Source organism: Streptomyces sp. NPDC088147, assembly GCF_044741565.1.
In the GTDB taxonomy this organism is placed as follows: domain Bacteria; phylum Actinomycetota; class Actinomycetes; order Streptomycetales; family Streptomycetaceae; genus Streptomyces.
The window spans coordinates 35253-61302 of sequence record NZ_JBIUSY010000010.1; the positions used below are offsets into that span (position 1 = coordinate 35253).

Annotated in this window: 18 protein-coding genes and 1 pseudogene; 15 read left to right on the forward strand and 4 right to left on the reverse strand. The window is 72.3% G+C overall.

Annotated features, from left to right (window positions below):
• Positions 1-36: 36 nt before the first annotated feature.
• Complete coding sequence (gene der, locus ACIOGX_RS31200) at positions 37-1497, forward strand: ribosome biogenesis GTPase Der (RefSeq protein ID WP_356518600.1); 1461 nt, start codon at positions 37-39, stop codon at positions 1495-1497.
• Between the two features lie 87 nt (positions 1498-1584).
• Here der and ACIOGX_RS31205 read toward each other — a convergent pair whose 3' ends face one another.
• Both ACIOGX_RS31205 and ACIOGX_RS31210 read right to left on the reverse strand, forming a co-directional pair.
• Positions 1585-2043, reverse strand: a complete 459-nt coding sequence (locus ACIOGX_RS31205) for a hypothetical protein (protein WP_401918002.1) — start codon at positions 2041-2043, stop codon at positions 1585-1587.
• Entirely contained in the window at positions 2040-2834 is a 795-nt protein-coding gene (locus tag ACIOGX_RS31210; protein ID WP_356518439.1) for a hypothetical protein, read from the reverse strand. The genes ACIOGX_RS31205 and ACIOGX_RS31210 overlap by 4 nt, the downstream gene beginning before the upstream one ends.
• 638 nt (positions 2835-3472) lie before the next feature.
• Between ACIOGX_RS31210 and ACIOGX_RS31215 the strand changes: the two genes are divergently transcribed.
• The 3 genes and pseudogenes from ACIOGX_RS31215 (at position 3473) to ACIOGX_RS31225 (ending at position 6091) form a co-directional block, all read left to right on the forward strand.
• Positions 3473-4447 (forward strand): hypothetical protein, encoded by a 975-nt coding sequence (locus tag ACIOGX_RS31215; RefSeq protein WP_401918004.1) that lies wholly within the window; start codon positions 3473-3475, stop codon positions 4445-4447.
• 126 nt (positions 4448-4573) lie between these two features.
• Positions 4574-5527: pseudogene (locus ACIOGX_RS31220) on the forward strand (helix-turn-helix transcriptional regulator); the annotation flags it as partial.
• A gap of 348 nt (positions 5528-5875) precedes the next feature.
• Positions 5876-6091, forward strand: a complete 216-nt coding sequence (locus tag ACIOGX_RS31225; protein WP_356518437.1) for an I78 family peptidase inhibitor — start codon at positions 5876-5878, stop codon at positions 6089-6091.
• Positions 6092-6259: 168 nt separating this feature from the next.
• Here the strand turns inward: ACIOGX_RS31225 and ACIOGX_RS31230 are convergent, their stop codons facing one another.
• Positions 6260-7261, reverse strand: a complete 1002-nt coding sequence (locus ACIOGX_RS31230; protein ID WP_356518436.1) for a phosphatase PAP2 family protein — start codon at positions 7259-7261, stop codon at positions 6260-6262.
• A gap of 424 nt (positions 7262-7685) precedes the next feature.
• On the opposite strand from ACIOGX_RS31230, the gene ACIOGX_RS31235 reads away from it, so the two are divergent.
• Entirely contained in the window at positions 7686-9422 is a 1737-nt protein-coding gene (locus ACIOGX_RS31235) for an MFS transporter (RefSeq protein WP_401918007.1), read from the forward strand.
• Between the two features lie 214 nt (positions 9423-9636).
• Entirely contained in the window at positions 9637-10878 is a 1242-nt protein-coding gene (locus tag ACIOGX_RS31240; RefSeq protein ID WP_401918009.1) for an acyl-CoA dehydrogenase family protein, read from the forward strand.
• Positions 10879-10914: 36 nt separating this feature from the next.
• Here ACIOGX_RS31240 and ACIOGX_RS31245 read toward each other — a convergent pair whose 3' ends face one another.
• Complete coding sequence (locus ACIOGX_RS31245) at positions 10915-11349, reverse strand: cell division protein SepF (protein ID WP_129770108.1); 435 nt, start codon at positions 11347-11349, stop codon at positions 10915-10917.
• A 237-nt stretch (positions 11350-11586) separates the two neighbouring features.
• Between ACIOGX_RS31245 and ACIOGX_RS31250 the strand changes: the two genes are divergently transcribed.
• The 9 genes from ACIOGX_RS31250 (at position 11587) to ACIOGX_RS31290 (ending at position 26020) form a co-directional block, all read left to right on the forward strand.
• Positions 11587-12780: a DUF5685 family protein gene (locus ACIOGX_RS31250; RefSeq protein WP_401918011.1), complete on the forward strand. Its 1194-nt coding sequence runs from the start codon at positions 11587-11589 to the stop codon at positions 12778-12780.
• Between the two features lie 385 nt (positions 12781-13165).
• On the forward strand, positions 13166-15376 hold the full coding sequence (locus tag ACIOGX_RS31255; RefSeq protein WP_401918013.1) for an FAD/NAD(P)-binding protein: 2211 nt from the start codon (positions 13166-13168) through the stop codon (positions 15374-15376).
• 15 nt (positions 15377-15391) lie between these two features.
• On the forward strand, positions 15392-16537 hold the full coding sequence (locus ACIOGX_RS31260; RefSeq protein ID WP_401918015.1) for an LLM class flavin-dependent oxidoreductase: 1146 nt from the start codon (positions 15392-15394) through the stop codon (positions 16535-16537).
• Positions 16534-17877, forward strand: coding sequence for an NtaA/DmoA family FMN-dependent monooxygenase (locus ACIOGX_RS31265; RefSeq protein ID WP_401918017.1), 1344 nt, complete (start codon positions 16534-16536; stop codon positions 17875-17877). The genes ACIOGX_RS31260 and ACIOGX_RS31265 overlap by 4 nt, the downstream gene beginning before the upstream one ends.
• Positions 17874-18761 carry a DUF1684 domain-containing protein gene (locus ACIOGX_RS31270; RefSeq protein WP_401918019.1) on the forward strand — a complete coding sequence of 296 codons (888 nt, stop codon included), beginning with the start codon at positions 17874-17876 and terminating at the stop codon, positions 18759-18761. Before ACIOGX_RS31265 ends, ACIOGX_RS31270 begins: the two co-directional genes overlap by 4 nt.
• Before the next feature lie 225 nt (positions 18762-18986).
• Complete coding sequence (locus tag ACIOGX_RS31275; RefSeq protein WP_401764954.1) at positions 18987-20069, forward strand: S1 family peptidase; 1083 nt, start codon at positions 18987-18989, stop codon at positions 20067-20069.
• A gap of 240 nt (positions 20070-20309) precedes the next feature.
• Complete coding sequence (locus ACIOGX_RS31280; RefSeq protein ID WP_401918021.1) at positions 20310-23873, forward strand: DNA polymerase III subunit alpha; 3564 nt, start codon at positions 20310-20312, stop codon at positions 23871-23873.
• The gene (locus ACIOGX_RS31285; protein WP_401764948.1) at positions 23870-24910 is read left to right on the forward strand and encodes a DNA polymerase thumb domain-containing protein; all 1041 of its coding nucleotides are present in this window, start codon (positions 23870-23872) and stop codon (positions 24908-24910) included. Before ACIOGX_RS31280 ends, ACIOGX_RS31285 begins: the two co-directional genes overlap by 4 nt.
• A 204-nt stretch (positions 24911-25114) precedes the next feature.
• Positions 25115-26020 carry an alpha/beta fold hydrolase gene (locus ACIOGX_RS31290; protein ID WP_356518426.1) on the forward strand — a complete coding sequence of 302 codons (906 nt, stop codon included), beginning with the start codon at positions 25115-25117 and terminating at the stop codon, positions 26018-26020.
• The last annotated feature ends 30 nt before the right edge of the window (positions 26021-26050 follow it).

Sequence of the window (26050 nt, forward strand, 5' to 3'; positions counted from 1 at the left end):
CGGCGCACCGATCACGATGAACGAGGTACGGACTTCATGAACGACCAGATCGACTCCGCCGACGAGCACGGAGAGCTCGGCGATGCCGAGTACGCGGACTTCATGGAGCTTGCCGCTCACGAGGGCTTCGAAGCCGAGGAGGTGGAGGGCGCGATCGATGAGGCCGGTCACGGACCGCTGCCCGTCCTCGCCGTCGTCGGCCGCCCCAATGTCGGCAAATCCACTCTCGTGAACCGGATCATCGGCCGCCGTGAGGCGGTCGTCGAGGACAAGCCCGGCGTCACCCGCGACCGGGTCACCTACGAGGCCGAGTGGGCGGGCCGCCGCTTCAAGATCGTCGACACCGGCGGCTGGGAGCAGGACGTCCTCGGCATCGACGCCTCCGTCGCCGCCCAGGCCGAGTACGCGATCGAGGCCGCCGACGCGGTCGTCTTCGTCGTGGACTCCACGGTCGGCGCGACCGACACCGACGCCGCCGTGGTCCGGCTGCTGCGCAAGGCGGGCAAGCCCGTCGTGCTCTGCGCCAACAAGGTCGACGGACCGAGCGGCGAGTCCGACGCCACGGCGCTCTGGTCGCTCGGACTCGGCGAGCCCCACCCGGTCTCCTCGCTGCACGGCAGGGGCACCGGCGACATGCTCGACGCGGTGCTCGAAGCGCTGCCCGAGGCCCCGGCGCAGACGTTCGGCACCGCCCTCGGCGGCCCCCGCCGTATCGCGCTCATCGGCCGCCCGAATGTCGGCAAGTCGTCCCTGCTGAACAAGGTCGCGGGCCAGGACCGCGTCGTCGTCAACGAGATCGCGGGCACCACCCGTGACCCGGTCGACGAGCTGATCGAGCTGGGCGGCGTCGTCTGGAAGTTCATCGACACCGCCGGTATCCGCCGCCGGGTCCATCTCCAGGAGGGCGCGGACTACTACGCCTCGCTGCGTACCGCCGCCGCCGTCGAGAAGGCCGAGGTGGCGGTCGTACTGATCGACACCAGCGAGTCCATCAGCGTCCAGGACCAGCGGATCATCACGATGGCCGTCGAGGCGGGCCGCGCCCTGGTCATCGCGTACAACAAGTGGGACACCCTCGACGAAGAGCGCCGCTACTACCTGGAGCGGGAGATCGAGACGGAGCTGGCACAGGTCGCCTGGGCCCCCCGGGTGAATGTCTCGGCGCGCACCGGCCGCCATATGGAGAAGCTGGTCCCGGCGATCGAGACGGCCCTCGCGGGCTGGGAGACCCGGGTCCCGACGGGCAGGCTCAACGCGTTCCTCGGTGAGCTGGTCGCCGCGCATCCGCACCCGATCCGGGGCGGCAAGCAGCCCCGCATCCTGTTCGGTACGCAGGCGGGCACGAAGCCGCCGCGCTTCGTGCTCTTCGCCTCGGGCTTCATCGAGGCCGGCTACCGGCGCTTCGTGGAGCGCCGGCTGCGCGAGGAGTTCGGCTTCGAGGGCACCCCGATCCATATCTCCGTGCGGGTGCGCGAGAAGCGCGGCCGCAAGAAGTAGGCGGACAGAACCCGGCGTACAGCACGCCGAAAGCGGTGGGGCCCGGCACGGAATCATCCGTGCCGGGCCCCACCGCTCTCGGCGTGGTCATCTGCCCCGGCGGGGGCCCGGGGGAAGGGCGGGGGGAAGCGCCGCCTGGGCCGGCCGTCCCGCATGCTGCCGGGGATCACGCTGCCAGGAACCGGGGTACGGCGTGTGCCCGAGTCCGGAGTGGGCGCCGTACCCGCCACGCGCGGCGTGCAGCCCGGTGCCGAAGGCCGTGAAGCCGAGGTTCTCCTCATTGCTGCGGTCACCGGGCAGTGCCCTGAAGGACCGGCGGAATTCGGAGTACAGCGCGTCGTAGATCGGGGTCGTGGAGAACCCGTCCGCGACATCCTGCGCGGGGCGCATGGAAGGGATATGGCTCTGGTACTGCTGGCGGGTGGGGTCGTATGAGTGCACGTACGTGCCAACGACCTCGTCGCCCGTCGGATGCGGGCTGCCCTGGGAATTCGCCGTCGCCGGGAAGCGGAGCGGCGGGCGGGCGCGGCGCGTGGCCTCGGTCACGTGCCGGCCAGCGGCATCGCCGCGGCGACCAGCTTGCCGTTGGCCGCGGCCTTCTCCAGGGCGTCGCGCAGCAGGTCCTCGCGGGGCTGCTGGCCGATGGAGCCGACCGGCGCGGCGAAGACCAGGACGGTGTGCGACTTGTTGGCGGCGGTCCGCCAGCCCTCGGTCACCTGGAGCGGCTGATGGGCCTGCCACCACGCGGTCGGGGTACCGCCGCCGGTGCCCGGCTGGAGCACGGCGTGCAGCTGACCCATCGCGAGCAGCACCGACCAGCCGGGCAGCGGGGCGGGCACCTGGTTCAGATCACCGAGCGGCTGGAACCCCTGCTCGATGAGGAGCGGCAGGAACTCGTCGATGGTGGAGTCCGAGCCGGGCCGGACGATCGGGGCGGTCGGCTCGACGACCAGCGCGGGGTGCAGATCGCCCTCGATCAGCACCAGACCGCTGGTGACCCCGAGCACGGCCTGGTTGGAGCCCGCGGCGGGGACTCCCCGCGCTCCCTCGGGCTGGGGTTCGCCGCCGGTGATCGACCGGACCGCCCCCTGGAGCTGGTCCTCGGCGACCTGGACGACCTGGGAGGGAATGCAGGTGGCGTGGGCGAAGGCGAGAACGGCGGTCTCCTCGCCGACGAACAGCACGGTGCTGGTCCGCTCCTGTTCGGAGTCGCCGGGGGTCCGGCAGGACGTGCAGTCGTAGCTGCCCGGGGAGTTCTCGCCGGAGAGCAGCCGATCGGCTTCTTCGTCGCCGATCTCGGCGCGTACGTCCTCGCTGACATCGAGCATGCGCGGCACGGGTGGCTCCTCGAACTCGGTGCGTGGGCCGGGCTGTTCCCGGCTCGTACAGAAGACAACGGGCGAGCCGTCGCCCGGGTCACGCGCGAAGGGGAACGGAATCGAACCATCCCGGGCGGGGCGTCGGCCATCGGCCGGAACGGCCCGGTGCGGCCCAACATCTGCCGGGTAAAGGGAAGTTGATCCGGTACGCCGACGCGCGGATCCGCACGCGAACAGATGGACAGGTCGACAAATCGGGAAATCAGCGAATCAATGGGGTGGCTGAATCTCATTGCTCCCTTCGGGGATCTCGGCGCCCGGTCCGGGCGGCGTGCGTGTGGCGTCCGGGGTGTGTCCACGCGGTTCGCCGGTGCCGTATCGGCGTATGAACGTACGAATCTGCTCCGACTCGGCACCATGTGGGTCATTTCCGCGTCTACCCAGTCGGCATCTGCCCAGTCGGCCCGGACCAGGGACCGGCCGAAACCGCACGGACCAGGGAGGCCCGGCACGCCATGTATCTCTCGGTCCTCCCGGGGGCGTCCGGGGGCGCGAAGCCCCGCGACGCGCTGTGCCGCGGCGCCGGCGCCTTACCCGGCGGCGCGTTCACCGTCGGGGGACAAGGCCGCAGACGCGATCCGAAAGGGCAGAACCGTATGACCAGCAGACCCAGCGGGCGGCGGGCGTCGCCCGCCGTGTGCACCGCCGACTGCATCGCCGACTCGGCGGGGGGAATCACCTTCGACATCACGGGCGCGGCCCGCCCGGACGCGACGCTGGTGCTGCGCCGCCGGGCGGGCCACGACGACGGGGTGCCCGGCGGCGAGGCGCGGGGTGGCGAGGCGCGGGGTGGCGGCGACGAGGTACGGCTGCCGCTGACCGGTCCCGCCGTCACCGGAGCCGGGCGGTCGCGGCTGCGCGCCGTCCTGCCCAGCACCGTCGAACTGGCCGAAGGGCACTGGGACGTCTTCACGGGCGCCTCGGGCGGCCTGCCCGTGCGGCCCGGGATCAGGGACGTACGGGCGCTGATCGACCGGGTGCCCGGGGCGGGCCCGGTCGCCGCCCGTGTCCCGTACCCCACCGCCGACGGCCGGCTCGCCCTCAGGACCTGGCTCCGCGCACCGCACGCCGAGGCCGGGACGGTCCGCTGCGAGCCGGCCGGGATGTCGGTCGAGGGCGTGCTGTACGGAGCCGAGCTGGGGGAGCACGCGCGGGCCGAGGCCCGGCTGCGCGGCGGCGGCCGTACGCACCGGGTGGCCGTGACCGGCCGGGGCGGGGTGTTCGCCTTCACCCTGCCGTACGGACCGCTGGCCGCGATCGAGCCTGGCGAACGGAGCGGGCTGGGCGAACGGAGCGGGCCGGGCGAGCAAGGGGGGCCGGGCCGGGACCGCAGGCACTGGGATCTGTGGCTGCTGCCCGCGCCCGGCGCCGCCGGCATACGGGTCTCCCGCATCCTCGACGACATCTGGGACAAGCGGGCGATCCATGTGTATCCGGCACACGGCGTCTCCGCCCCGCACGGCACGGACGGCTGGCTGGCCGCCCCCGGCTACACCCATGACAACGACTTCTGCGTACGGCTGGACCCCGCGCCCGTGCCCGCCGCGCCCGTGCCGACGTCGACGCGCTGACCGGAGCGGACCCGCGGGCGGACCGCGCGGGCGGTCGGCGTCCGGCGGCGCTTGAGGGCTTGCGGACTTGTGGACTTACGGACTTGAGGACAGAAGCTGTCCGCGAGTGCGGGCAGACTCGGGCCCATGTTGGAGACCTCGGCACGACTGCTGCGCCTGCTCTCACTGCTCCAGGCCCACCGCGAGTGGTCCGGCGCCGACCTCGCGGACCGGCTCGGCGTCACCCCGCGCACCGTACGGCGCGATGTCGACCGGCTGCGCGAACTCGGCTACCCGGTCAACGCCAGCCCCGGCACGGGCGGCGGCTACCAGCTCGGCGCGGGGGCCGAGCTGCCGCCGCTGCTGCTGGACGACGAGGAGGCCGTCGCCGTCGCCGTCGGCCTGCGCACCGCCGCGGGCAACGGCGTGGAGGGCATGGGCGAGACCTCCGTACGCGCCCTGGCGAAGCTGGAGCAGGTGCTCCCGAACCGGCTGCGGCGCCGGGTGAGCGCCCTCAACTCCTTCACCGTGCCGATGCTGCGCGGGCCGCGGGGGTCCATGGCCGACCCCGGCGTCCTCACGGAGCTGGCCAACGCCTGCCGGGACGGCGAGCGGCTGCGCTTCGCCTACCGCGACCACGAGGACTCCGTCACCCGCCGCGTCGTCGAGCCGCACCGTCTGGTGTGCACCGAACGCCGCTGGTATCTGGTCGCCTGGGACCTGGACCGTGCCGACTGGCGTACGTTCCGGGTGGACCGGATCACCCCCACACCGCCGCACGGACCGCGCTTCACCCCGCGTACCCCGCCCGCCGAGGACCTCGCCGCGTATGTCTCGCGGGGCGTCTCCACCCGGGCCTACGCCACGGCTGCCGTGATCCGGCTGCACGCGTCCGCCGAGGAGGCGGCCCAGGACGTGTCACCGTCCACAGGCGTTCTGGAGGCGGTCGACGAGCACAGCTGTCTGCTGCGGACCGGGGCGGCGAGCCTGGACGTGATGGCGATCCATCTGGCGCTGCTCGGCTTCGACTTCGAGGTGATCGAGCCCCCGGAGCTGACCGACCACCTCAGGGCCCTGCGGGACCGGCTGTCCCGCGCCCTGGGCTGACACGCCCGCGCGGACGGGAACGTACGGGCAGGGGTACGTGTCGGCGGGCGGCGGATTGTGCGGGGGACTCGTGAATTCCTCGACGGTCCATCAATTGATTTCCGCGGTCGGCCGGAAAACGACTGTCGCGGGCGGTCGAATTCCGGGTGGGCTATTTATGTGATCTTCGAGGTATGGAATTTCTAAGAAGTCGGGTGTGAAGGGGCCGTAAGAGTGACGCGGTTCGCATCCGGAGCGCGTCGGAACCTGTGACACAAGTGTGACCGCGGGGGGACGAGAAGCATACGGGTGAGGTATCCGTTCGCCTTCCTTCGGCCGTCCCCGGCGCCTACGGTGAGTGGTATGTCACCGATACCGACTCCACCCCGACAGCCCGACGACGCCCCCGAGTCCTATGTCGGACTCGACTCCGAGAGCGCCGGACGCCGCGCCCGCGAGCGCGGCTGGACCACCGTCAGGGCGCTGCCCCCGGGCTCGATCATCACCATGGAGTTCGTGGCGGGCCGGCTCAACTTCGAGGTCGACGCGGGCCGGGTCATCCGCTGCTGGCTCGGCTGACCGGGCGGCCCCGCCCCGGGCTCACGACGGGCTCCCGACGGGCTCCTGACGCCCTTCCGGCGGGCCCCTGGCACGCACCCGTACGCACGAAGGCCCCGGCCGGAGCCGGGGCCTTCGTGCGTACGCGGGTGGGGCTGTGCGTACCGCCCCCGCGGTCCCTGGGGGCGGTCAGCCGCCCGTCATGGGCCGCGAGTGCCCCGGACGACGGCTGCCGGCCGGGGTGATCGGCGTACGCTCCGAGCGCGCCGTGTGCGGCTTCGTCTGGGTGAGCTGACCCGTACCCGCGACGGTGCCGGCGGTACGGCCGGCACCGGGGTGACCGCCGTGACCTGCTCCGATGGGCCCGCACGGCGGCTCGTCGCCCAGCCCGGACGCCTCCTGCGGGACCGCCGCGGGCCGCGGGCCGCCGGAGGCGACCGGGGTCGACGGCGTGGTCCTGCGGCGCGCGCGCCACCGCTCGCGGACCGCGAAGATCGCCAGCTCGGCCCGGCCGATCAGCGGCTCGAAGAAGGGCAGCGCCAGCAGGATCAGCAGCCCCGCGGCCCAGCCGAGCAGCACATCGCTCAGCCAGTGCGTACCGAGGTAGACGGTCGTCGCACCGACCCCCAGGGCGACCACGGCCGACATGACCGACAGATAGCGCCTGGCCCGGGGAGTGGTGGCCAGATAGGCCAGGATTCCCCAGGTCACCACGGCGTTGGCGGTGTGTCCCGAAGGAAATATATCGCCGCCCGCGAAGAGCTCGGCCGAGCCGATCTGCGTCGCGTAGTGGGGGCCGAGGCGGCCCAGGCCGAGCTTGACCGCCCCGACGGTCACGTTGAGCAGCAGCAACGCCGTGCCGAGCGCCAGCAGCGGCCGGAGCGTGTGCTGCCGCCAGGAGCGCCAGCCCAGCCAGGCCGCGATCATCACGGCCGTGGGGCCGCGCTGCCCCAGCACCACGAAGTAGTCGAGGAAAGGATGCAGTTCCGGCCATTGCTGATAGGGCCGGAAGAGCATGACCTTCCAGTCGAGGATCACCAGCGAGGACGAGACGAGCACGGCAACGACGATGGCGAGATAGAACGCCAGCGTCCCGCCGAAGAGAGCCTTGCGGGTGCGGCTCATCCGCGGGATCTCTATCTTCGGCGGTTCCGGCTCCCGGTCCAGACGGGCAAAGATGTCGGTACGCACCCAATCGACGTTACAGCGAGTGAGCGAGTGAACCGGTCGATCCGGTCTCTTTGTGATGACGATGTGATGTGGAGTGCGTCTCGGAGAGTGGTTTATCAGGGGGCGTTCCGGAAATCGAAGGGACCTTCGGCCCTATTAATCGACGCGCCGTTCCAGGAACCGTCTTTGTGCGGAACAGAATTAGTTCACCGTGGCGTCGCACGGAATTTCCCTCCCGCTCGTGCGCGCCCGGAGTCCCGGCCCTGGCGGGCGGGAGTGGCGTACGCCACACTCGTCGGCCGGAAGGGTGAGAGATGCGCCACGCGGCGCGCGCGTTCACTCGCGTACGCTGGCGGCTCACTCGCCCGTCGATGCCGGGCCGCTCCGAGGGACCCGTGTCCCCGTTGGCCCGCCGAGCGCGAGGGACGCATTGGGAGGTACTCAGATGTCCGGGAGCACCACGGCCGGCGCACGGCTGCGCGTGGCCGGGGTCCGCGGGGGTGCCAACCGCTGGGTCGTCCTGGTCGTCCTCTGCGTGAGCCTGCTGCTGGTCGCGCTCGACGCGACCGTGCTGCATGTCGCCGTCCCGGCGGTCACCGCCGACCTCAGGCCCAGCGGTGTCGAGCTGCTCTGGATCGTGGACGCGTATCCACTGGTCTGCGCCGCGCTGCTGATCCTCTTCGGCACGCTGGGCGACCGCATCGGGAGACGCCGGGTCCTGCTCATCGGATACGCGCTCTTCGGGGCGGCCTCGGCCGTCGCGGCCCTCGCCGATACGCCGCTGGTGCTGATCGTGGCGCGCGCCCTGCTGGGGGTCGGCGGCGCGATGATCATGCCCGCGACGCTCTCCATCCTGCGCGACGTCTTTCCCGACCGGCGCGAGCGCGCCATGGCCATCGGCGTCTGGACGGCGGTCGCCGCCATCGGGGCGGCCCTCGGCCCGGTGCTCGGCGGCTTCCTGGTCGAGCACTTCTGGTGGGGCTCGGTCTTCCTGATCAATCTCCCGCTGCTGGCGCTCCTGCTGCCGCTCGGCCGGCTGGTGCTGCCCGAGTCGAAGGGCTGCGGCGACGGGCCCTGGGACGTGCTCGGCGCGCTGATGGCCGCGGCCGGGGTGCTCGGGGTGGTCTTCGGGGTGAAGCGGCTCGGCGCCGGGGAGGGGCCCCTCGGCCCCGAGACCCTCGGCCCGCTCTGCGTCGGCGCGGCCCTCCTCGTCCTCTTCGTCCGCAGACAGCGGCGCAGGGCGCATCCGCTGATCGACATGCGGATGTTCGCCAGGCCCACGTTCTCCGTCTCCGTCGGCTGCATCGTCCTCGCCATGCTGGCCCTGGTCGGCCTGGAGCTGATCGCCGTCCAGTACCTCCAGCTGGTGCTGGAACTCAGTCCGCTGGAGACCGGACTGCGGCTGCTGCCGCTCACCTTCGCCGCCATGGCCGCGGGGGTCACCGGCTCGGCCACGCTGCGCCGGGTGGGGCCGCGCCGGATGGTGGCCTGGGGCTTCGTACTGACCGCGGGCGCCGTGCTGCTGCTGGTGCTGATGGGCCAGCACGACCGGCCGGGGCTGCTGACCACGGGGTTCGTCCTGCTCGGTTTCGGGCTTCAGACCACGCTCTTCGGCGCGTACGAGTCGATGCTCAGCGAGGCTCCGGCGGACCAGGCGGGCGGCGCCGCGGCCATCGGCGAGACCTCGTACCAGCTGGGTGCGGGCATGGGGATCGCCCTGCTCGGCAGCGTGATGAACGCGGTGTACGCGCCCGCGCTGATGTCGGTGAGGGGTGTCCCCGCGTCGGCGGGTTCGGCGGCGTCCGACTCGCTCGGTGAGGCCTACGAGGTGGCTGCCCGGCTCGGCGGACCGGCGGGGGAGACTCTGCGTGCCGCCGCGCGCCACTCGTTCGTGCACGGTCTGCACGTCACGCTGTTCGTCAGCGCGGGGCTGCTGCTGCTCGGCGCGCTGGCCGCGCTGCGGCTGCCGAGGATCATGGAGTGCCCGCCCCCGGAGGCGCGCGAGGCGACGGGTGAGGCGCGCGAAGAGGCGCGCGAAGAAGCGGCCGAAGAGGCGCCGGAGCCCGGGGAGGCGCGGCCGTCCCGTGCGCGGGAGCCACGGCCGCCCCAGCCGCGCAGAGCGCCGACGGCGGCACGTGAGTCCTCGGAGGCGGCGGTCCCGGCGGGCCGCGGCTCCCGATAGGCGTACCGGCGCCCCGCGTGCCGACGTCCCCGCGTACCGGTGCCCCGCGTACCGACCACCTCGCGCCGGCCCCGCGGGACCGCTGACGCGCGGACGCGGCGACCGGGGTGCGTCTGGACGCGCGGCACACCGCGTCGTACCGTCGTCACCGAGCTGTGACTAGCACCGCTAGTTACAGCTCGTCAGAGCCGTGCGAGCCGCCGGAGGCCGTCCCATGTCCGCACCGTCCTCACCGACCGCGCCGTCCGCGTCGCCGGTCGCCAAACCCCCGCCCTTCGACCCCGGCGACCCCCTCGGCCTCGACGATCTGCTCGAACCGGAGGACCTGGCGATCCGGGAGACCGTACGGACCTGGGCCGCCGACCGGGTCCTGCCGCATATCGCCGAGTGGTACGAGCGCGGCGAACTGCCCGTCATCCGTGAACTGGCCCGCGAACTCGGCGGACTCGGCGCGCTCGGGATGTCCCTGACCGGATACGGCTGCGCGGGTGCCACCGCCGTCCAGTACGGACTCGCCTGTCTGGAGCTGGAGGCCGCCGACTCCGGGATCCGCTCCCTCGTCTCCGTACAGGGCTCGCTCGCCATGTACGCGATCCACCGTTTCGGCTCCGAGGAGCAGAGACAGCGCTGGCTGCCCGGCATGGCCGCCGGCGAGATCATCGGCTGCTTCGGACTCACCGAGCCCGACCACGGCTCCGACCCGGCCGGAATGCGCACCCACGCCAAGCGGGACGGCACGGACTGGGTGCTCAACGGCCGCAAGATGTGGATCACCAACGGGTCGGTGGCGGGCGTCGCCGTCGTCTGGGCGCGGACCGACGAGTCCAGCGCCGCCGGCCCCTCCATTCGCGGCTTTCTGGTCCCGGCGGGCACCCCCGGCTTCTCGGCCCCGGAGATCACCCACAAGTGGTCACTGCGTGCGTCGGTCACGAGTGAACTGGTCCTCGACGACGTACGGCTGCCCGCCGACGCCGTCCTCCCGGAGGCCATGGGACTGCGCGGTCCGCTCAGCTGTCTGAGCCACGCGCGGTACGGAATCGTCTGGGGTTCGATGGGCGCGGCGCGCGCCAGTTTCGAGGCGGCGCTTCAGTACGCCAGGACCCGGGAGCAGTTCGGCCGGCCGATCGGCGGCTTCCAGCTCACCCAGGCCAAGCTGGCCGACATGGCCCTCGAACTGCACAAGGGCATCCTGCTCGCCCACCATCTGGGGCGGCGCATGGACGCGGGCCGGCTCCGCGCCGAGCAGATCAGCTTCGGCAAGCTCAACAACGTGCGGGAGGCGATCGAGATCTGCCGCACCTCGCGGACCATCCTCGGCGCCAACGGGATCTCGCTGGAGTATCCCGTGATGCGCCACGCGACGAATCTGGAGTCGGTGCTCACGTACGAGGGCACCGTCGAGATGCATCAGCTCGTGCTGGGCAAGGCGCTCACCGGCCTCGACGCCTTCCGGTGACCCCGTCGGTACCGGGCGAACCGGTGAGCGCCCTGCTCAGCTCTGGTTGAAGAAGCCGTCCTTGCCGTGGCCCGCGGCCTCACCGGTGACGATCTCGGTGTCGGCGGGGCTCAGCAGGAAGACCCGGGTGGCCACGCGGTCGATCGAGCCGCGCAGCCCGAAGATCAGCCCGGCGGCGAAGTCCACCACGCGCTTGGCGTCGGCGGGCTCCATGGCCGTGAGGTTCATGATGACCGGGGTGCCGGCCCGGAAGAGCTCGCCGATGGTCCGGGCGTCCCGGAAGCTGTCCGGGGACACGGTGGCGATTCTGCGGTCCTGCTCCGGGGCGGCCTCGGCGACGACCCGTACGCGCGGGTCGGTCCGCCAGTTGTCGCCGTTCTCCGCACCCTCGGCGTACTCGTCGTCGTAGTAACGCTCGTCGTTGTCCTCAACGAGGCCCAGCCAGGCACTCGCCTTGCGCACCGATCCCATGGACGCCTCCTTTCACCGCGGTCACATGACGTTCCCTATCCCTATGGTCGACCATCATGCGGATCGCGCGCCAAGGGGATAGTCGGCGCGCAGATGATTCGTGACGGTACTGGTGCAGAAGATGTGGCGGTTCGTCAAGGTTCTTCCAGCGTACAGGGCCTGAGTCGGTACAAAATAGTACGTTCGGGCCAGATGGGTGAGGCTGGGGACGTACGGGTGAACCGTTCGCTCGGTACGATGCGTCACGCACTTGTGAACGACTCTCGGGGGACTGTCGTGTTCGGAATCGTCAGACCATGCGCGCACCGGCTCGCCGACGGGCTCAGAACCGAGTGGATGGCCCATCTCTGCGGGCTCTGTCTGGCACTTCGCGCGGACCACGGGCAGTTCTCCCGGGTCGTCACCAACTACGACGGGCTGATCGTCTCGGTTCTGACGGAGGCTCAGACCGAACGCGCCGCGCGCCAGCGGCGTACCGCGGGCCCCTGCCCGCTGCGCGGCATGCGTACGGCGCCGATAGCCAGGGGCGAGGGCGCGCGGCTCGCCGCCTCCGTGTCACTGGTGCTCGCCTCGGCGAAGATCCGGGACCACGTCGCGGACGGGGACGGGCTGTTGGGGCGCCGGCCGCTGGCCGCCGCCGCGCGCCGGGTCGCCCACGGCTGGGACAGGGCGGGCGCGCGCACCGGCGCGGAGCTGGGGTTCGACACGGCCGTCCTGGTCGACGCCGTCGAGCGGCAGCAGGAGATCGAGATGCTGGCCGGTCCCGGTACTCCGCTGCTCGCCGTCACCGAGCCGACCGAGACGGCGACCGCCGCCGCCTTCGCGTACACCGCCGTGCTGGCGGGCCGGCCGGGCAACAGCGCCCCGCTGGCCGAGGCCGGGCGGCTCTTCGGGCGGCTCGCGCATCTGCTGGACGCCGTGGAGGACCAGCCGGCTGACGCCGCGTCGGGTGCGTGGAACCCGCTCACCGCGACCGGTACCTCCCGGGCGGAGGCGCGGCGGCTCGCCGACGACGCGGTGCACGGCATCCGGCTCGCGCTGCGGGACGCGGAGTTCACCGACGGCAGGCTGGCGCATGTGCTGCTGACGCACGAACTGGGGGCCTCCGTCGACCGCGCTTTCGGCACGACGGCCTGCGCGCACGAAGGGCACGGCGGCTCGGGCACCCTTGGCGGCCCGGCCCGTCAGGACGGAGGGCTGCCGCCCGGCTTCGGGCAGCAGCCGCCGCCGAGGCCGGGCAAGCGCGGTTTCCTGGCCGGCTGCGCGGTCTTCGTCGGACTGTGCTGCACCTGCAGAATCTGTTGTGCGGACGAGTACGAGGGCCCGTGGTCACGCAAGAAGCGTGAGGGCTGCTGCGACCGGTCCGATGCCTGCGACTGTTGCGAGAACTGCGACTGTTGTGACGGCTGTAGTTGCTGCGACTGCGGCTGACGGGTGGTCGAACGAGGGGAGGGGGAAGCGTGACGCTCTGCGTGTGAAGGCACGCGGGAAACGGCGCGCGAGCGCCGGACGTACGGGAGGCCGTGCAGGGCGTCAGCTCAACAGGAAGAGGACCACACGCGACCGAAGTCGATGTGGGAGCGCGTGACCAGCCACTGCTGCGAATACATGAGCCAAGTGGAACAGGCATCCGTTTCCGCGTCAACCGAGCCGAGACGGTCGGCTCACAGTACGGACAGGCTTGACAACCCGCCGTACACACCACTTAGCCTCGTGGGGACAAGTGGACCGTGCTGAGGGGCCGGTCCGCCTGCGTTTTCCGCGTTGTCCGTGAAGGCACTCCCGTGTTCGATCGCTGTATCCACGGAGCCTTCGTATGCCTGTGTCCTCGGTCACCGTCCGCACCCCATCCGTGACCCCGGCTGTCGTCGTGGTCGGAACCGGCCCGCGCGGCACCGGTTTTCTGGAGCGGATCGCGGCCAACGCGCGCTCCCTGTACGACGGTCTGCCGCTGGACATCCATCTCGTGGACCCGCATCCGCCGGGTGCCGGGCGGGTCTGGCGCCGTGATCAGTCGCCGCTGCTCTGGATGAACTCCATGGCCGCGGACGTGACCATGTTCACCGATGACACGGTGGACCTGGCCGGTCCCGTACGGCACGGACCCGCGCTGCACGAGTGGGCGCGGGACATCAGGGAGGGCAGGGCGCGGCTCTCCGCCGAGTCGGAGGCGGCCGAGGCGGCCGAGGAGGCGCTCACTCCGTCCGGGTCCGGGTCCGGGTCCGGGCTCCGCGCCGAGATCGCCGCTCTCACCGGCCAGACCTTCCCCAGCCGCCGGGTGCAGAGCGCCTATCTGAGCTGGGTGTACGAACAGACCGTCGCCGCCCTGCCGCCCGGTGTCACCGTCCACCAGCACCGCACCGACGCCGTGCGCGTCACCGGGCCGCGCGGCGGCCGACAGCGCGTCTGGCTGGCGGACCGTACCGAACCGCTCCTCGCCGACCTCGTCGTGCTGACCCTCGGCCATCTCGACGCCGAACCGGACGCGGAACAGGTGGAGTTGAGCCGGTTCGCCGAAGAGCACGGACTGATCCACCTGCCGCCCGACTTCACCGCCGACAGCGATCTGTCGGCCCTGCCCGCCGGTGAACCCGTCCTCGTCCGCGGCTTCGGACTCGCCTTCGTCGATCTGATGGTGCTCGTCACCGAAGGGCGCGGCGGACGCTACTCGGGCAGCGCAGGCCACGACGACGGGGAGCTGGTCTACCACCCCTCGGGACGCGAACCGGTCCTGTACGTCGGGTCGCGGCGCGGTGTCCCGTACCACTCCAAGATCGGCTACGGGCTGGACGGTGAACGACCCCCGCTGCCCCGCTTCCTCGGGCCCGAGCAGATCGACGCGCTGCTGAGCCGGCCGGTGCCGCCCGACTTCCGGCGCGATGTCCGGCCGCTGATCGACAAGGAGCTCGGCTTCGCGTACTACCACCGCCTCTTCACCGCGCACCCCGAGCGCACCCGCGTCGACTGGACCGACTTCGAGGAGAAGTACGCCGCCGCCGACCCCGGCGGCCCCGAGCTGGACGCGCTGGTCGGCGCGGCCGTACCCGACCCCGCCGACCGGCTCGATCTCGCCGCCCTCGACCGGCCGCTGGACGGGCTGCGCTTCCCCTCGTACGACGCGCTCCAGGACGGGCTGCGCGACTACATCCGCGCGGATCTCGGCCGAAGACACGACCCGGCCCACAGCGCGGACCTCGCCGTCTTCTTCGGGCTGCTCTCCGTCTACGGCCAGCTGATCCGCCTCGGCGACCTCGGTGACTCCGGCGGCAGCTGGCACGGCTTCTTCAGCTATGTCGCCTCCGGCCCGCCGGGACCCCGGCTGCGCCAGCTGCTCGCGCTCTCCCGGGCCGGGGTCGTCCGCTTCCTGGGCGCGGACATGTCGGTCGAGGCCGACGGGCGGCGGGGGATCTTCCGGGCGGGCAGCGCCGTCGTACCGGGGGAGTACGTCGAGGCGCGCGCACTCGTCGAGGCCCGGCTGCCCGATCCCTCGCCCGAACGCACCCGGAGCCCGCTGCTGCGCGCGCTGTACGAGGAGGGGGCCGCGGCGGTCTCGGCGGGGCTGGTCCTGGTCGATCCCGACGACGGGCGGCTGCTGGAGCGCGACGGCACCCCGCATCCCCGCCGCTTCGCGCTCGGTCCGAACACCACCGCCCGGTCCAGCGGCGCCTTCACCCGGCCGCGTACGGGAGGTCCCGCGTTCCGGCAGAACGACGCCACCGCGCGGGCCGCGCTCACCCTGCTCGCCGGCCTCGCGCGGCCCCCGGCCGCGGCCACAGCGCCCGCGGCCACAGCGCCCGCGGCCACAGCGCCCGCGGCCACAGCGCCCGCGGCCACAGCGCCCGCGGGCTCACCGCCTGCGGCCACAGCGCCTGCGGCCACAGCGCCTGCGGCCACAGCGCCCGCGGGCTCACCGCCTGCGGCCACAGCGCCCGCGGCCACACCGCCTCCGGCCACACCGCCCGCGGGCTCACCGTCCACGACCGTTTCGGCTCCCCGACCACCGGACGGGCAGCCCGTCCGAAGCTGAAAGGCAAGGCCCGCCATGCCCGCCACCCGGCCCCCGCACCGACCTCAGCGCACCCCGCGACACACCCCGCAGCACCGCCCGCCGTATCGCCCGTCACACCGGCCGCTGTATCTCGCCGCCGAGATCGGCGGTCAGCGGGCCTACGACGCCGCGTGGTACGTCGGACTCGCCCGGCTCGCCGAGCGGGGCGCGCTCGACTTCGTCACGCTCCAGGACTCCTTCGCGCGCCCCGGCCTCGACGCGCTCGCCGTGCTCTCCCGGGTCGCGCCCGCGACCGAACGCATCGGGCTCGTGCCCACCGTCACCACCACCCACACCGAGCCGTTCCATGTCTCGGCGGCCGTCGCCACCCTGGACTGGGTGAGCCGTGGCCGGGCCGGCTGGCTGGTCGAGGTGTCCAGCACCCCGGCGGAGGCCCGGCTGTTCGGCCGCCGCCCGGCCGCTCCCGCCCCCGCCCTGTGGCAGGAGGCGGGCGAGGTGGCCGACGTGGCCGCCCGGCTCTGGGACAGCTGGGAGGACGACGCCGAGATCCGCGACATATCGACAGGACGCTTCATCGACCGCGACAAGCTGCACTACGTCGACTTCGAGGGGGCCACGTTCACCGTCCGCGGCCCGTCCATCGTGCCGCGCCCGCCGCAGGGCCATCCCGTCACCGTGATCGACGCGACCGAGGGGCACAGCGGGGAGACCGCCGCGCGCCACGCGGATGTCGTCCTGGTCCGGGCCGGCCGGCCCGAAGAGGCGGCGGCGATACGGGAGAGGCTCCGGTCACGGGCCGCCGGTCACGGCCGTGACCCCGACACGCTGCGGGTGCTCGCCGCGCTCACCGTCGATCTCGGCGGCGGCGAACGTCCGGGGGAGCCCGGTCCGGAGAGCGCGCCGCGCATCACCGCGGGCGACACCGGACCGCACTACCGCGGCGGCCCCGTCGATCTCGCCGGCCTGATCACCACCTGGCACGGCACCGGCGCCGTGGACGGCTTCCACCTCACCCCCGCCGAGCCGCGGCGCGATCTCGAACGGCTCGTCAACGGGACGGTGGCGCTGCTCCAGCACCGCAGTCTGTTCCGCACCTTCCATCCGGGCGGCACGCTCCGCGAGCATCTGAGCCTCGCACGCCCGGCCAACCAGTACGCGTCCGCCGGGGGAACCTCATGACGACCGACACCTCCCGTACCGCCCGCAGACGGATCCATCTCGCCGCGCACTTCCCCGGGGTCAACAGCACCACCGTATGGACCGATCCCCGTTCCCGGTCCCAGATCGACTTCTCCTCCTTCGAGGCGCTGGCCCGTACGGCGGAGCGCGGGAAGTTCGACTTCTTCTTCCTGGCCGAGGGGCTGCGGCTGCGCGAGCACAAGGGCCTCGTCCACGATCTGGACGTGGTCGGCCGCCCCGAGTCCCTCACCGTGCTGAACGCGCTGGCCGCCGTCACCGACCGGCTCGGTCTCGCCGCCACCGTGAACGCCACCTTCAACGAGCCCTACGAACTGGCCCGCAGGCTCGCCACCCTCGACCATCTCAGCGCGGGCCGCGCGGCCTGGAACGTGGTGACGTCCTCGGACGCCTTCACCGGGGAGAACTTCCGGCGCGGCGGCTATCTCGACCGCGCCGACCGCTACACCAGGGCCGCCGAGTTCGTCGCGACCGCGCGGGAACTGTGGGACTCCTGGACGCCGCCGGCGCCCGGCCTCCCGTACGGCACACCGCGCCCGTTCGCCCACTCCGGGCGGCAGTTCGAGATCGAGGGGGAGTTCACCGTCCCGCGCTCCCCGCAGGGGCACCCGGTGATCATCCAGGCGGGCGACTCGGAGGAGGGCCGGGAGTTCGCCGCCTCCGCCGCGGATGTCATCTTCACCCGCCACGGCACCCTGGAGGCGGGCCGCGCGTTCTACGCCGACACCAAGTCCCGGCTGGCGAAGTACGGCAGGCACCCGGACGACCTCAAGATCATGCCGGGGGTCACCTGCGTCCTCGGCGACAGTGACGCGGAGGCGCGGGAGCGGGCCGTCGAGATCCGCGGACAGCAGGTCTCCCCGCAGAACGCGATCCTCGCCCTGGAGCAGGTCTGGGGGCGGGACCTCTCGGCGTACGACCCGGACGGTCCGCTGCCCGGGATCGATCCGGACCCGGACTCCTCGCTGGTCCAGGGCCGGGTGAGGACCGGTGATCCGCTCGCGGTCGCCGCCAAGTGGCGGGCGCTGTCCGAGGCCAAGGGGCTTTCCATCCGGCAGACCGTCATCGAGACCACCGCGCGGCAGTCCTTCATCGGCACCCCGGAGAGCGTCGCCGAGAGCCTCGACACCTTCGTCGGGACCGGGGCGGCGGACGGTTTCATTCTCGTGCCGCATCTGACCCCGGGCGGTCTGGACGACTTCGTGGACCGGGTCGTACCGCTTCTCCAGGAGCGCGGGGTCTTCCGTACGGAATACGAGGGCGCCACCCTGCGCTCACATCTCGGGCTTCCCGTACCCGAATGGAAGGGTTCAGCAGCATGAGCACGGATGTATCCCCTGTATCCCCGGTATCCCCCGTATCCCCCGTATCCCCGGTGTCCCCTGGATCCGCGGTGTCCGCCACCGCCGCGCAGGACTGGGAGAGCTGGCGCGAGCGCCGTACGGCCACGGTCTCGGCGCCGTACGGACCGCTCTCGCTCACCGGCACGTACTGGCTCGCCGACCATCCGGAAGGTCAACTCCCGGGAATTCCCGGGGTATGGCGCGCGGACGAGGACGCTGACGAGGTGGTGCTGACGGCGGCGGACGGAGACGGTCCGACCGCCGACGGCCGGCCGCTCGCCGGGGAGATCCGGCTGACGGCGGACAGCGGTCCGTTGGAGGAGTCCCGGATCGCGGCCGGCGGGCGCAGATTCGTCGTGCTGCGCCGCGAAGGGCTCTGGGCCGTCCGCGCGTTCGACCCGGAGTCCGCCGCGCGGCGCGCGTTCCGGGGCATCGAGGCCACGCCCTACGACCGGGACTGGACGCTGCCGGGCCGCTTCCGTCCGTACGACACGAGCCGCACGGTCCGGGTCGAGAACGCCGACGGGAGGGAACGGGGCCTCGGGCTCGGCGGCGAGATCGCCTTCACCGTCGACGGTACGGAACACACCCTCCAGGTCGCGATCGAGCCGGACGGCTCGCTCTGGGCGGTCTTCGCCGATGCCACGAGCGGGAAGGGGAGTTACCGCTTCCGCTTCCTGCGGCCCGCCGCCCCGGCGGCGGACGGGACGGTGACGGTCGACTTCAACCGCTCCCTGCTGCCGCCGTGCGCCTTCGCGGATCACTTCATCTGCCCGTTCCCGCCGCCCGGCAACACCCTCCCGATCGCCGTACCGGCGGGTGAGCGCGATCTGCTTCCAGGGGCGATTTCAAGACAGGACTAGTCCTCACCCGCTGATGACGGGGTGATCGCACCGGGTGTTCGCATATGGAACTTCCCTTGCGGTGGGGCGGCCGGCCGGTGACGCGGCGTACCGGGGGCGCCGCGAGTGTCCGTCCTGAAGTCGACCTTGTGTGTTACTGGTCAGTCTCGGAATAGTGGGCGCCTCAACCTCCGTGTCAGGTACACCCCACATGGCCTGACGCGGTCCCCCCACAGGAGGCTGACGTTGAATCATCGGCGTATATCCAAGAAGCGAGTGACGATGGCGGGAGGTGCCGCGGTCGCTCTGGTGCTCGCGGGTGTCACCTTCCAGACTGCGAACGCCAGTGAGAGCACACCCCAGTTCACGGTGAAGTCGCTGACCGCCACGGCGGCCGGAACTCTCGCGTCCACCCTGGACGACAGCCTGGGCGCCGACGCGGCCGGCACGTACTACGACGCCAAGTCGAAGGCGCTCGTGGTCAATGTCGTCGACGAGCAGGCGGCCGAGACCGTGCGCCAGGCCGGTGCCAAGGCCAGACTGGTTCAGAACTCCCTGGCCGAGCTGAAGAGCGCCCGGCAGACCCTCGCGGACCGGGCGACCATCCCGGGCACGTCGTGGGCCGTCAACCCGGTGACCAACAAGGTGGTCGTCACGGCCGACCGTACGGTCAAGGGCGCGTCCTGGGACAAGCTCAGCGGCGTGGTGAAGGCGCTCGGCGACAAGGCCGAACTGAAGAAGACGGCCGGGGAGTTCAAGCCCTTCGTCTCCGGCGGTGACGCCATCACGGGCGGCGGCGGGCGCTGCTCGCTCGGCTTCAACGTGGTCAAGGACGGCGCGCCGTACTTCCTGACCGCCGGGCACTGCACGGAGTCCATCCAGACCTGGTCGGACGCGCAGGGCACCGAGATCGGGACGAACGAGGGCTCCAGCTTCCCGGACAACGACTACGGCCTGGTCAAGTACACCGCCGAGGTGGAGCACCCGAGCGAGGTGAACCTCTACGACGGCAGCACGCAGGCGATCACGCAGGCCGGTGACGCGACCGTCGGCCAGCAGGTGACCCGCAGCGGTTCCACCACCCAGGTGCACGACGGTGAGGTCACCGGGCTCGACGCCACCGTGAACTACGGCGGCGGCGACATCGTCAACGGGCTCATCCAGACCTCGGTCTGCGCCGAGCCGGGCGACAGCGGCGGCTCGCTCTTCTCGGGCGACACCGCGCTCGGGCTGACCTCGGGCGGCAGCGGTGACTGCTCCTCGGGCGGTGAGACGTTCTTCCAGCCGGTGCCGGAGGCGCTCGCCGCGTACGGCGCCGAGATCGGCTGACCGAACCCGCTGAGAGGAGGGGCCCGGTCCACCACACCTGTGGTGGACCGGGCCCCTCCGGGCGTTCACGGCGCCGCTTCCCCTTGGTGTCGGCGCAGGTGGGAAGGGTTCGCGCGGCTGATCGGGCGGCCGGTGCCCGGCCCTCGCGGCGGCATCGTACGTACGTTCGAAACTTGGTCTATGGTGGAGAGGCGGGGGAGGTGTGAGCGGACTGAGAACGGACTGATCCAGGAGGTGCGGATGCCCGGCTTCACGCATCTGCACACCGTCTCCGGGTACTCCCTGCGGTACGGGGCCTCCCACCCGGAGCGGCTGGCCGCGCGCGCCGCCGAGCGGGACATGGACGCCCTCGCCCTGACCGACCGCGACACCCTCGCGGGCACGGTCCGCTTCGCCAAGGCGTGCGCCGCGGAGGGGATACGGCCGCTCTTCGGGGTGGAGCTGGCGGTGGGCGAGCGGGCGCGGGAACCGGGCCCGGCCGGACGCAGGCGTACGCCCGTGCGCGGCGGCGCCTTCATCGACGAGTCCGCGCCCCGCGCGGTCTTCCTCGCCCGCGACGGCGCGCGGGGCTGGGCGGAGCTGTGCCGGCTCGTCTCCACCGCGCACGCCTCGGCGGACACCGCGCACGCCTCGGGGAGCGGCGCGCACGCCCTGGGCGGCGGCGGTCCGCTGCTGCCCTGGCGGGACAACTTCGGCACGGGCCTCACCGTGCTGCTCGGACCCGGCTCCGAGATCGGCCGCGCCCTCGCGGCGGGCCGCCCCGACCGGGCCGCCCGGCTGCTCGCGCCCTGGCGGGAGATCTACGGCGACGCGCTCCGGCTGGAAGTCGTGCACCACGGGCGTACGGGCACGGGCCCCGGCTCGCTGCGGCACGCCGCCCGTACCCTCGGCTTCGCCACCGAGCAGGGCGTACGCGCGGTGCTCAGCAACGCCGTGCGCTACGCCGACGCCGGGCAGGGCCCGGTCGCCGATGTCCTCGACGCGGCCCGCAGGCTGGTCCCCATCGACCCCCGCCGGGGGCTGGACAGCGGGGAGCGCTGGCTCAAGGACCCGGCGGGGATGGCGCGTACCGCCGAGCTGGTCGCCGAGGCCGCCGGATTCCGCCGCGACACCGCGCACCGGCTGCTCGCCCTGACCGAGGAGACCGCCGCCGCCTGTCTGGTCGACCCCGAGGACGATCTGGGTCTCGGTACCGTCCACTTCCCCGAACCGCGGCTGGTCGGCGCGGACCGCCGTACCGCCGGGCGGGTGCTGCGCTCGCGCTGCGCCGCCGGGATGGTGCTGCGCGGCTACGACCGGCGCCGCGACCACCGGACGTACTGGGCCCGGATGGACGCCGAGCTGCGCACGATCGAGGAGCTCGGCTTCGCCTCCTACTTCCTCACGGTCGCCCAGGTCGTCGACGACGTACGGGGCATGGGTGTCCGGGTCGCCGCGCGCGGCTCGGGCGCGGGCTCCCTGGTCAACCATCTGCTGGGGATCGCCCACGCCGACCCGGTCGCGCACGGACTGCTGATGGAACGTTTCCTCTCCACCCGGCGGCGCGGGCTCCCGGACATCGACATCGATGTGGAGTCCGCGCGACGGCTGGAGGTCTACCGGGCGATCCTCGACCGCTTCGGCCCCGAACGGGTCGCGGCCGTCGCCATGCCCGAGACCTACCGGGTGCGTCATGCCGTACGGGACGTGGGCGCCGCACTCTCCATGGACCCGGCCGAGATCGACCGGATCGCCAAGTCCTTCCCGCACATCCGGGCCAGGGACGCCCGCGCCGCGATGGAGGAGCTGCCCGAACTGCGGGAACTGGCCGGGGAGCTGCGGCGGGACGGGACGAAGCACGGCCGGCTGTGGGAGCTGGTGGAGGCGCTGGACGCGCTGCCGCGCGGGGTCGCCATGCACCCGTGCGGAGTGCTGCTCTCGGACGCCTCGCTGCTGCGCCGTACCCCGGTGATGCCGACCAGCGGCGAGCACTTCCCCATGTCGCAGTTCGACAAGGAGGACGTCGAGGCGCTGGGGCTGCTCAAACTCGATGTACTGGGCGTACGGATGCAGTCGGCGATGGCGCACGCCGTCGGGGAGATCGAACGGGCCACCGGCGAACGGCTGGACATCGACGACCCGGAACAGGTGCCGGAGGGCGACCCCGAGACCTACCGGCTGATCCAGTCCGCCGAGACCCTGGGCTGCTTCCAGATCGAGTCGCCCGGCCAGCGCGATCTGGTCGGCAGGCTCCAGCCCGCCACCTTCCACGATCTGGTGGTCGACATCTCGCTCTTCCGGCCGGGACCGGTGGCCGCCGACATGGTGCGGCCGTTCATCGAGGCCAGACACGGCCGCGCGCCCGTCCGCCATCCCCATCCCGACCTGGAGGAACCGCTGCGCGAGACCTATGGCGTGGTCGTCTTCCACGAGCAGATCATCCGGATGGTGGACATCATGACCGGCTGCGGCCGGGAGGAGGCGGACAAGGTGCGGCGAGGGCTGTCCGATCCCGGGTCGGGGGCCCGGATCCGCGCCTGGTTCGAGCGGCGGACGCGGCGCAGGGGATACACGCCCGAGGTCATCGCGCGGACCTGGGAGATCATCGAGGCGTTCGGCTCGTACGGCTTCTGCAAGGCGCACGCCGTCGCGTTCGCCGTACCGACCTATCAGTCGGCCTGGCTCAAGGCGCACCATCCGGCCGCCTTCTACGCCGGGCTGCTCACCCATGATCCGGGGATGTATCCGAAGCGGCTGCTGCTCGCGGACGCGCGGCGGCGGGGGGTGCCGGTGCTGCCGTTGGATGTGAACCGTTCGACGGTCGCTCATAGAATCGAACTGGTGTCTGATGGTGGGGTGTCGGGGACCGGTGCGGCCGGAGGAGTCTGGGGGGTACGGCTGGCGCTCTCCGACGTTCATGGCATCAGCGAGGCGGAAGCGGCCCGGATCGAGGCGGGACAGCCGTACTCCTCGCTGCTGGACTTCTGGCAGCGGGCCAGACCGGCCCGGCCGGTGGCCGAACGGCTCGCGCAGGTGGGCGCGTTGGACAGGTTCGGCGCCAACCGGCGCGATCTGCTGCTGCATCTGTCCGAACTGCACGGAGCGCAGCGGAGAGCGGGCGCGTACGGAGACCAGCTCCCGCTGGAGGGCGGGCGGCGCACCGCCCCCGCCGGGCTGCCCGACCTGGGTGACGCGGAGCGTCTCAGCGCCGAGCTCGGTGTGCTCGGCATGGACGCCTCCCGCCATCTGATGGGAGACCACTACGCGTTCCTGAAGGAGCTGGGGGTGATGTCGGCCAAGCGGCTGCGGGAGGTGCCGCACGGCAGGACCGTACTGGTCGCGGGCGCCAAGGTGGCGACCCAGACCCCGCCGATCCGGTCCGGCAGGCGGGTCATCTTCACGACGCTGGACGACGGTACGGGCCTGGTCGATCTGGCCTTCTTCGACGACAGCCACGAGGCGTGCGCGCATACCGTCTTCCACTCCTGGCTGCTGCTGGTGCGCGGGGTGGTGCAGCGGCGCGGTCCACGGAGTCTGAGCGTGGTGGGCGCGGCGGCCTGGAACCTGGCGGAGCTGGTGGAACTGCGCGAGAAGGGCGGGCTGGACGCGGTCGCGGCCGCGCTGGACGCGCCCTCGGCGTCCGCGGCCCCGGCGTCGCCTTCCGGCGGTCCTCAGGGTCCTCAGGGTCCTCAGGGGGACGACGGCCGGCGCATCCATCTGCCCACGGGCTATGAGATGAACCCCTGGGCGGACCTCAAGCCGCCCGGCGAAGGGCTGCCGACCGGACGGAAACTGTGGCACTCCAGCCCGGGGAGCGCGGGATGATCCTCTGTATTACGTTCCACTCCGGCCCGGAACTCCGGGGAAGGCCGGAAGCCCGGGGACCGGAATTCCGGGGAAGGCCGGAACCGCGGGGCGGGGGCGGGTCCGAGGCGACGCTGCCCGCGCTGGTCGGGCTGATCGAGGACATCAGCCCCGCCGTCCAGGCACTGCCGCCGGACACCGCGCTCGTCGATGTGCGCGGTGCGGAACGGTACTTCGGACAGGACGCCGCCGGGATCGCCTCCGTACTGCGGGTCCGCGCGCTCGCGCACCTCGGCACCGGCTGCACGATCGGTGTGGCCCCCACCCCGATGCTGGCGCGGATGGCCGCGCGCCGGGCCGCGCCGGGCACGACGCTCGTGGTGGCGGACGACGAGCGCGCGATCGAACGGTTCCTGGAGCCCGGCCGGGTCGGCGAACTGCCCGGCATCGGCGCCGCGACGGCCCGCGCGCTGCGCGCGTACGGACTCGACACCATCGGGAGGACCGCGGCCGTGCCGCTGTCGACGCTCCAGCGGATCACCGGGGTGCGGATGGGGCGCGAACTGTACGAGAAGGCCCACGGCGTGGACCGTACGGGAGTCGCCCCCAACGCCGCCGCCCGCTCGCTCGCCGCCGAACGGACCTTCTCCCGCGACGAGCTGGACCAGGAGCGGCACCGGCGCGCGCTGCTCTCGATCACCGAGGAACTGGGCGTCCGGATGCGCGGCACGGACCAGGTGTGCCGCTCGCTGACACTCACCGTGCGGTACGCGGACCGCTCCACCACCACCCGTACGCGCGCGCTGCGCGAGCCGACCGCCCACTCGGCGGCGCTCGCCGGCGTCGCGTACCGGATCCATGAGTCGCTCGGGCTGCAACGGGCACGGGTACGGGCTCTCTCGGTACGGGCCGAGGGGCTGGTCCCGGCTGGACAGGCCACCCATCAGCTGACGTTCGACCCGGTGGACGACCGGGCCCGCCGGATCGAGGCGGTGGCCGACCGGGCCCGCGCGAAGTTCGGCCCGCGCGCGATCGTGCCGGGGTCGCTGGCCGCGTAGCGCCGTCACCTGTCCCGGGCCGCTCCCGGGCCGTTCTCCGGCCTCCTAGCAACGGACGGCATCACGCGTCGCACTTTTTACCGACGCGTAACTTCCCTTCTTCACCTTACTCATGCGTAACTTCATAGCGGAAGCATCTTTGTGGTCCGGGCCACAGGGCTGACAGACATCGCCAATTCCCTTGAGCCGCAAGGAGATCACACGATGCTGCCCTGGAAGCGCGCGCTCGGACCGCTGACCGCGCTGCTGCTGGCCGCTACATCCCTGGCCACCCCCGCCGTCGCCGCGACCCCCACCGCGGCCCCCACCACCCCCACGTCCGTGTCCGCCCCCGCTGTCTCCACGTCGTCGAGCAGCGGCTGGAACGACTACTCCTGCAAGCCCTCCGCCGCCCATCCCCGCCCCGTCGTCCTCGTCCACGGCACCCTCGGGAACGCCATCGACAACTGGCTGGGCCTCGCCCCGTATCTGGTGAACCGCGGATACTGCGTCTTCTCCCTCGACTACGGGCAGCTTCCCGGCGTCCCGTTCTTCCACGGCCTCGGCCCCATCGACGCCTCGGCCGGGCAGCTCGCCACCTATGTCGACAAGGTGCTCGCGGCCACCGGCGCCGCGAAGGTCGATGTCGTCGGCCACTCCCAGGGCGGCATGATGCCGCGCTACTACCTGAAGTTCCTCGGCGGGGCGGCGAAGGTGAACGCCCTGGTCGGCCTCGCCCCCTCCAACCGCGGCAGCACCCTGCTCGGGCTCTCCCGGCTGCTGCCGTACTTCCCCGGGGCGGGCGATCTGCTGAACGAGAAGACCCCCGGGCTCGCCGACCAGGTGGCCGGATCCGCCTTCCTCACCAAGCTCAACGCGGGCGGCGACACCGTGCCCGGGGTGCGCTACACCGTGATAGCCACCCGGTACGACGAGGTGGTCACCCCGTACCGGTCACAGTTCCTGACCGGCCCCGGCGTACGCAATGTGCTGCTCCAGGATCTGTGCCCGGTCGATCTCTCCGAGCACGTGGCGATCGGGACGATCGACAGGATCGCCTTCCACGAGGTGAACAACGCGCTCGATCCCGCCCGTGCCACCCCGACCACCTGCGCCTCGGTGATCGGCTGACCCGTACCCGTACCCTCCGCGGACACACGA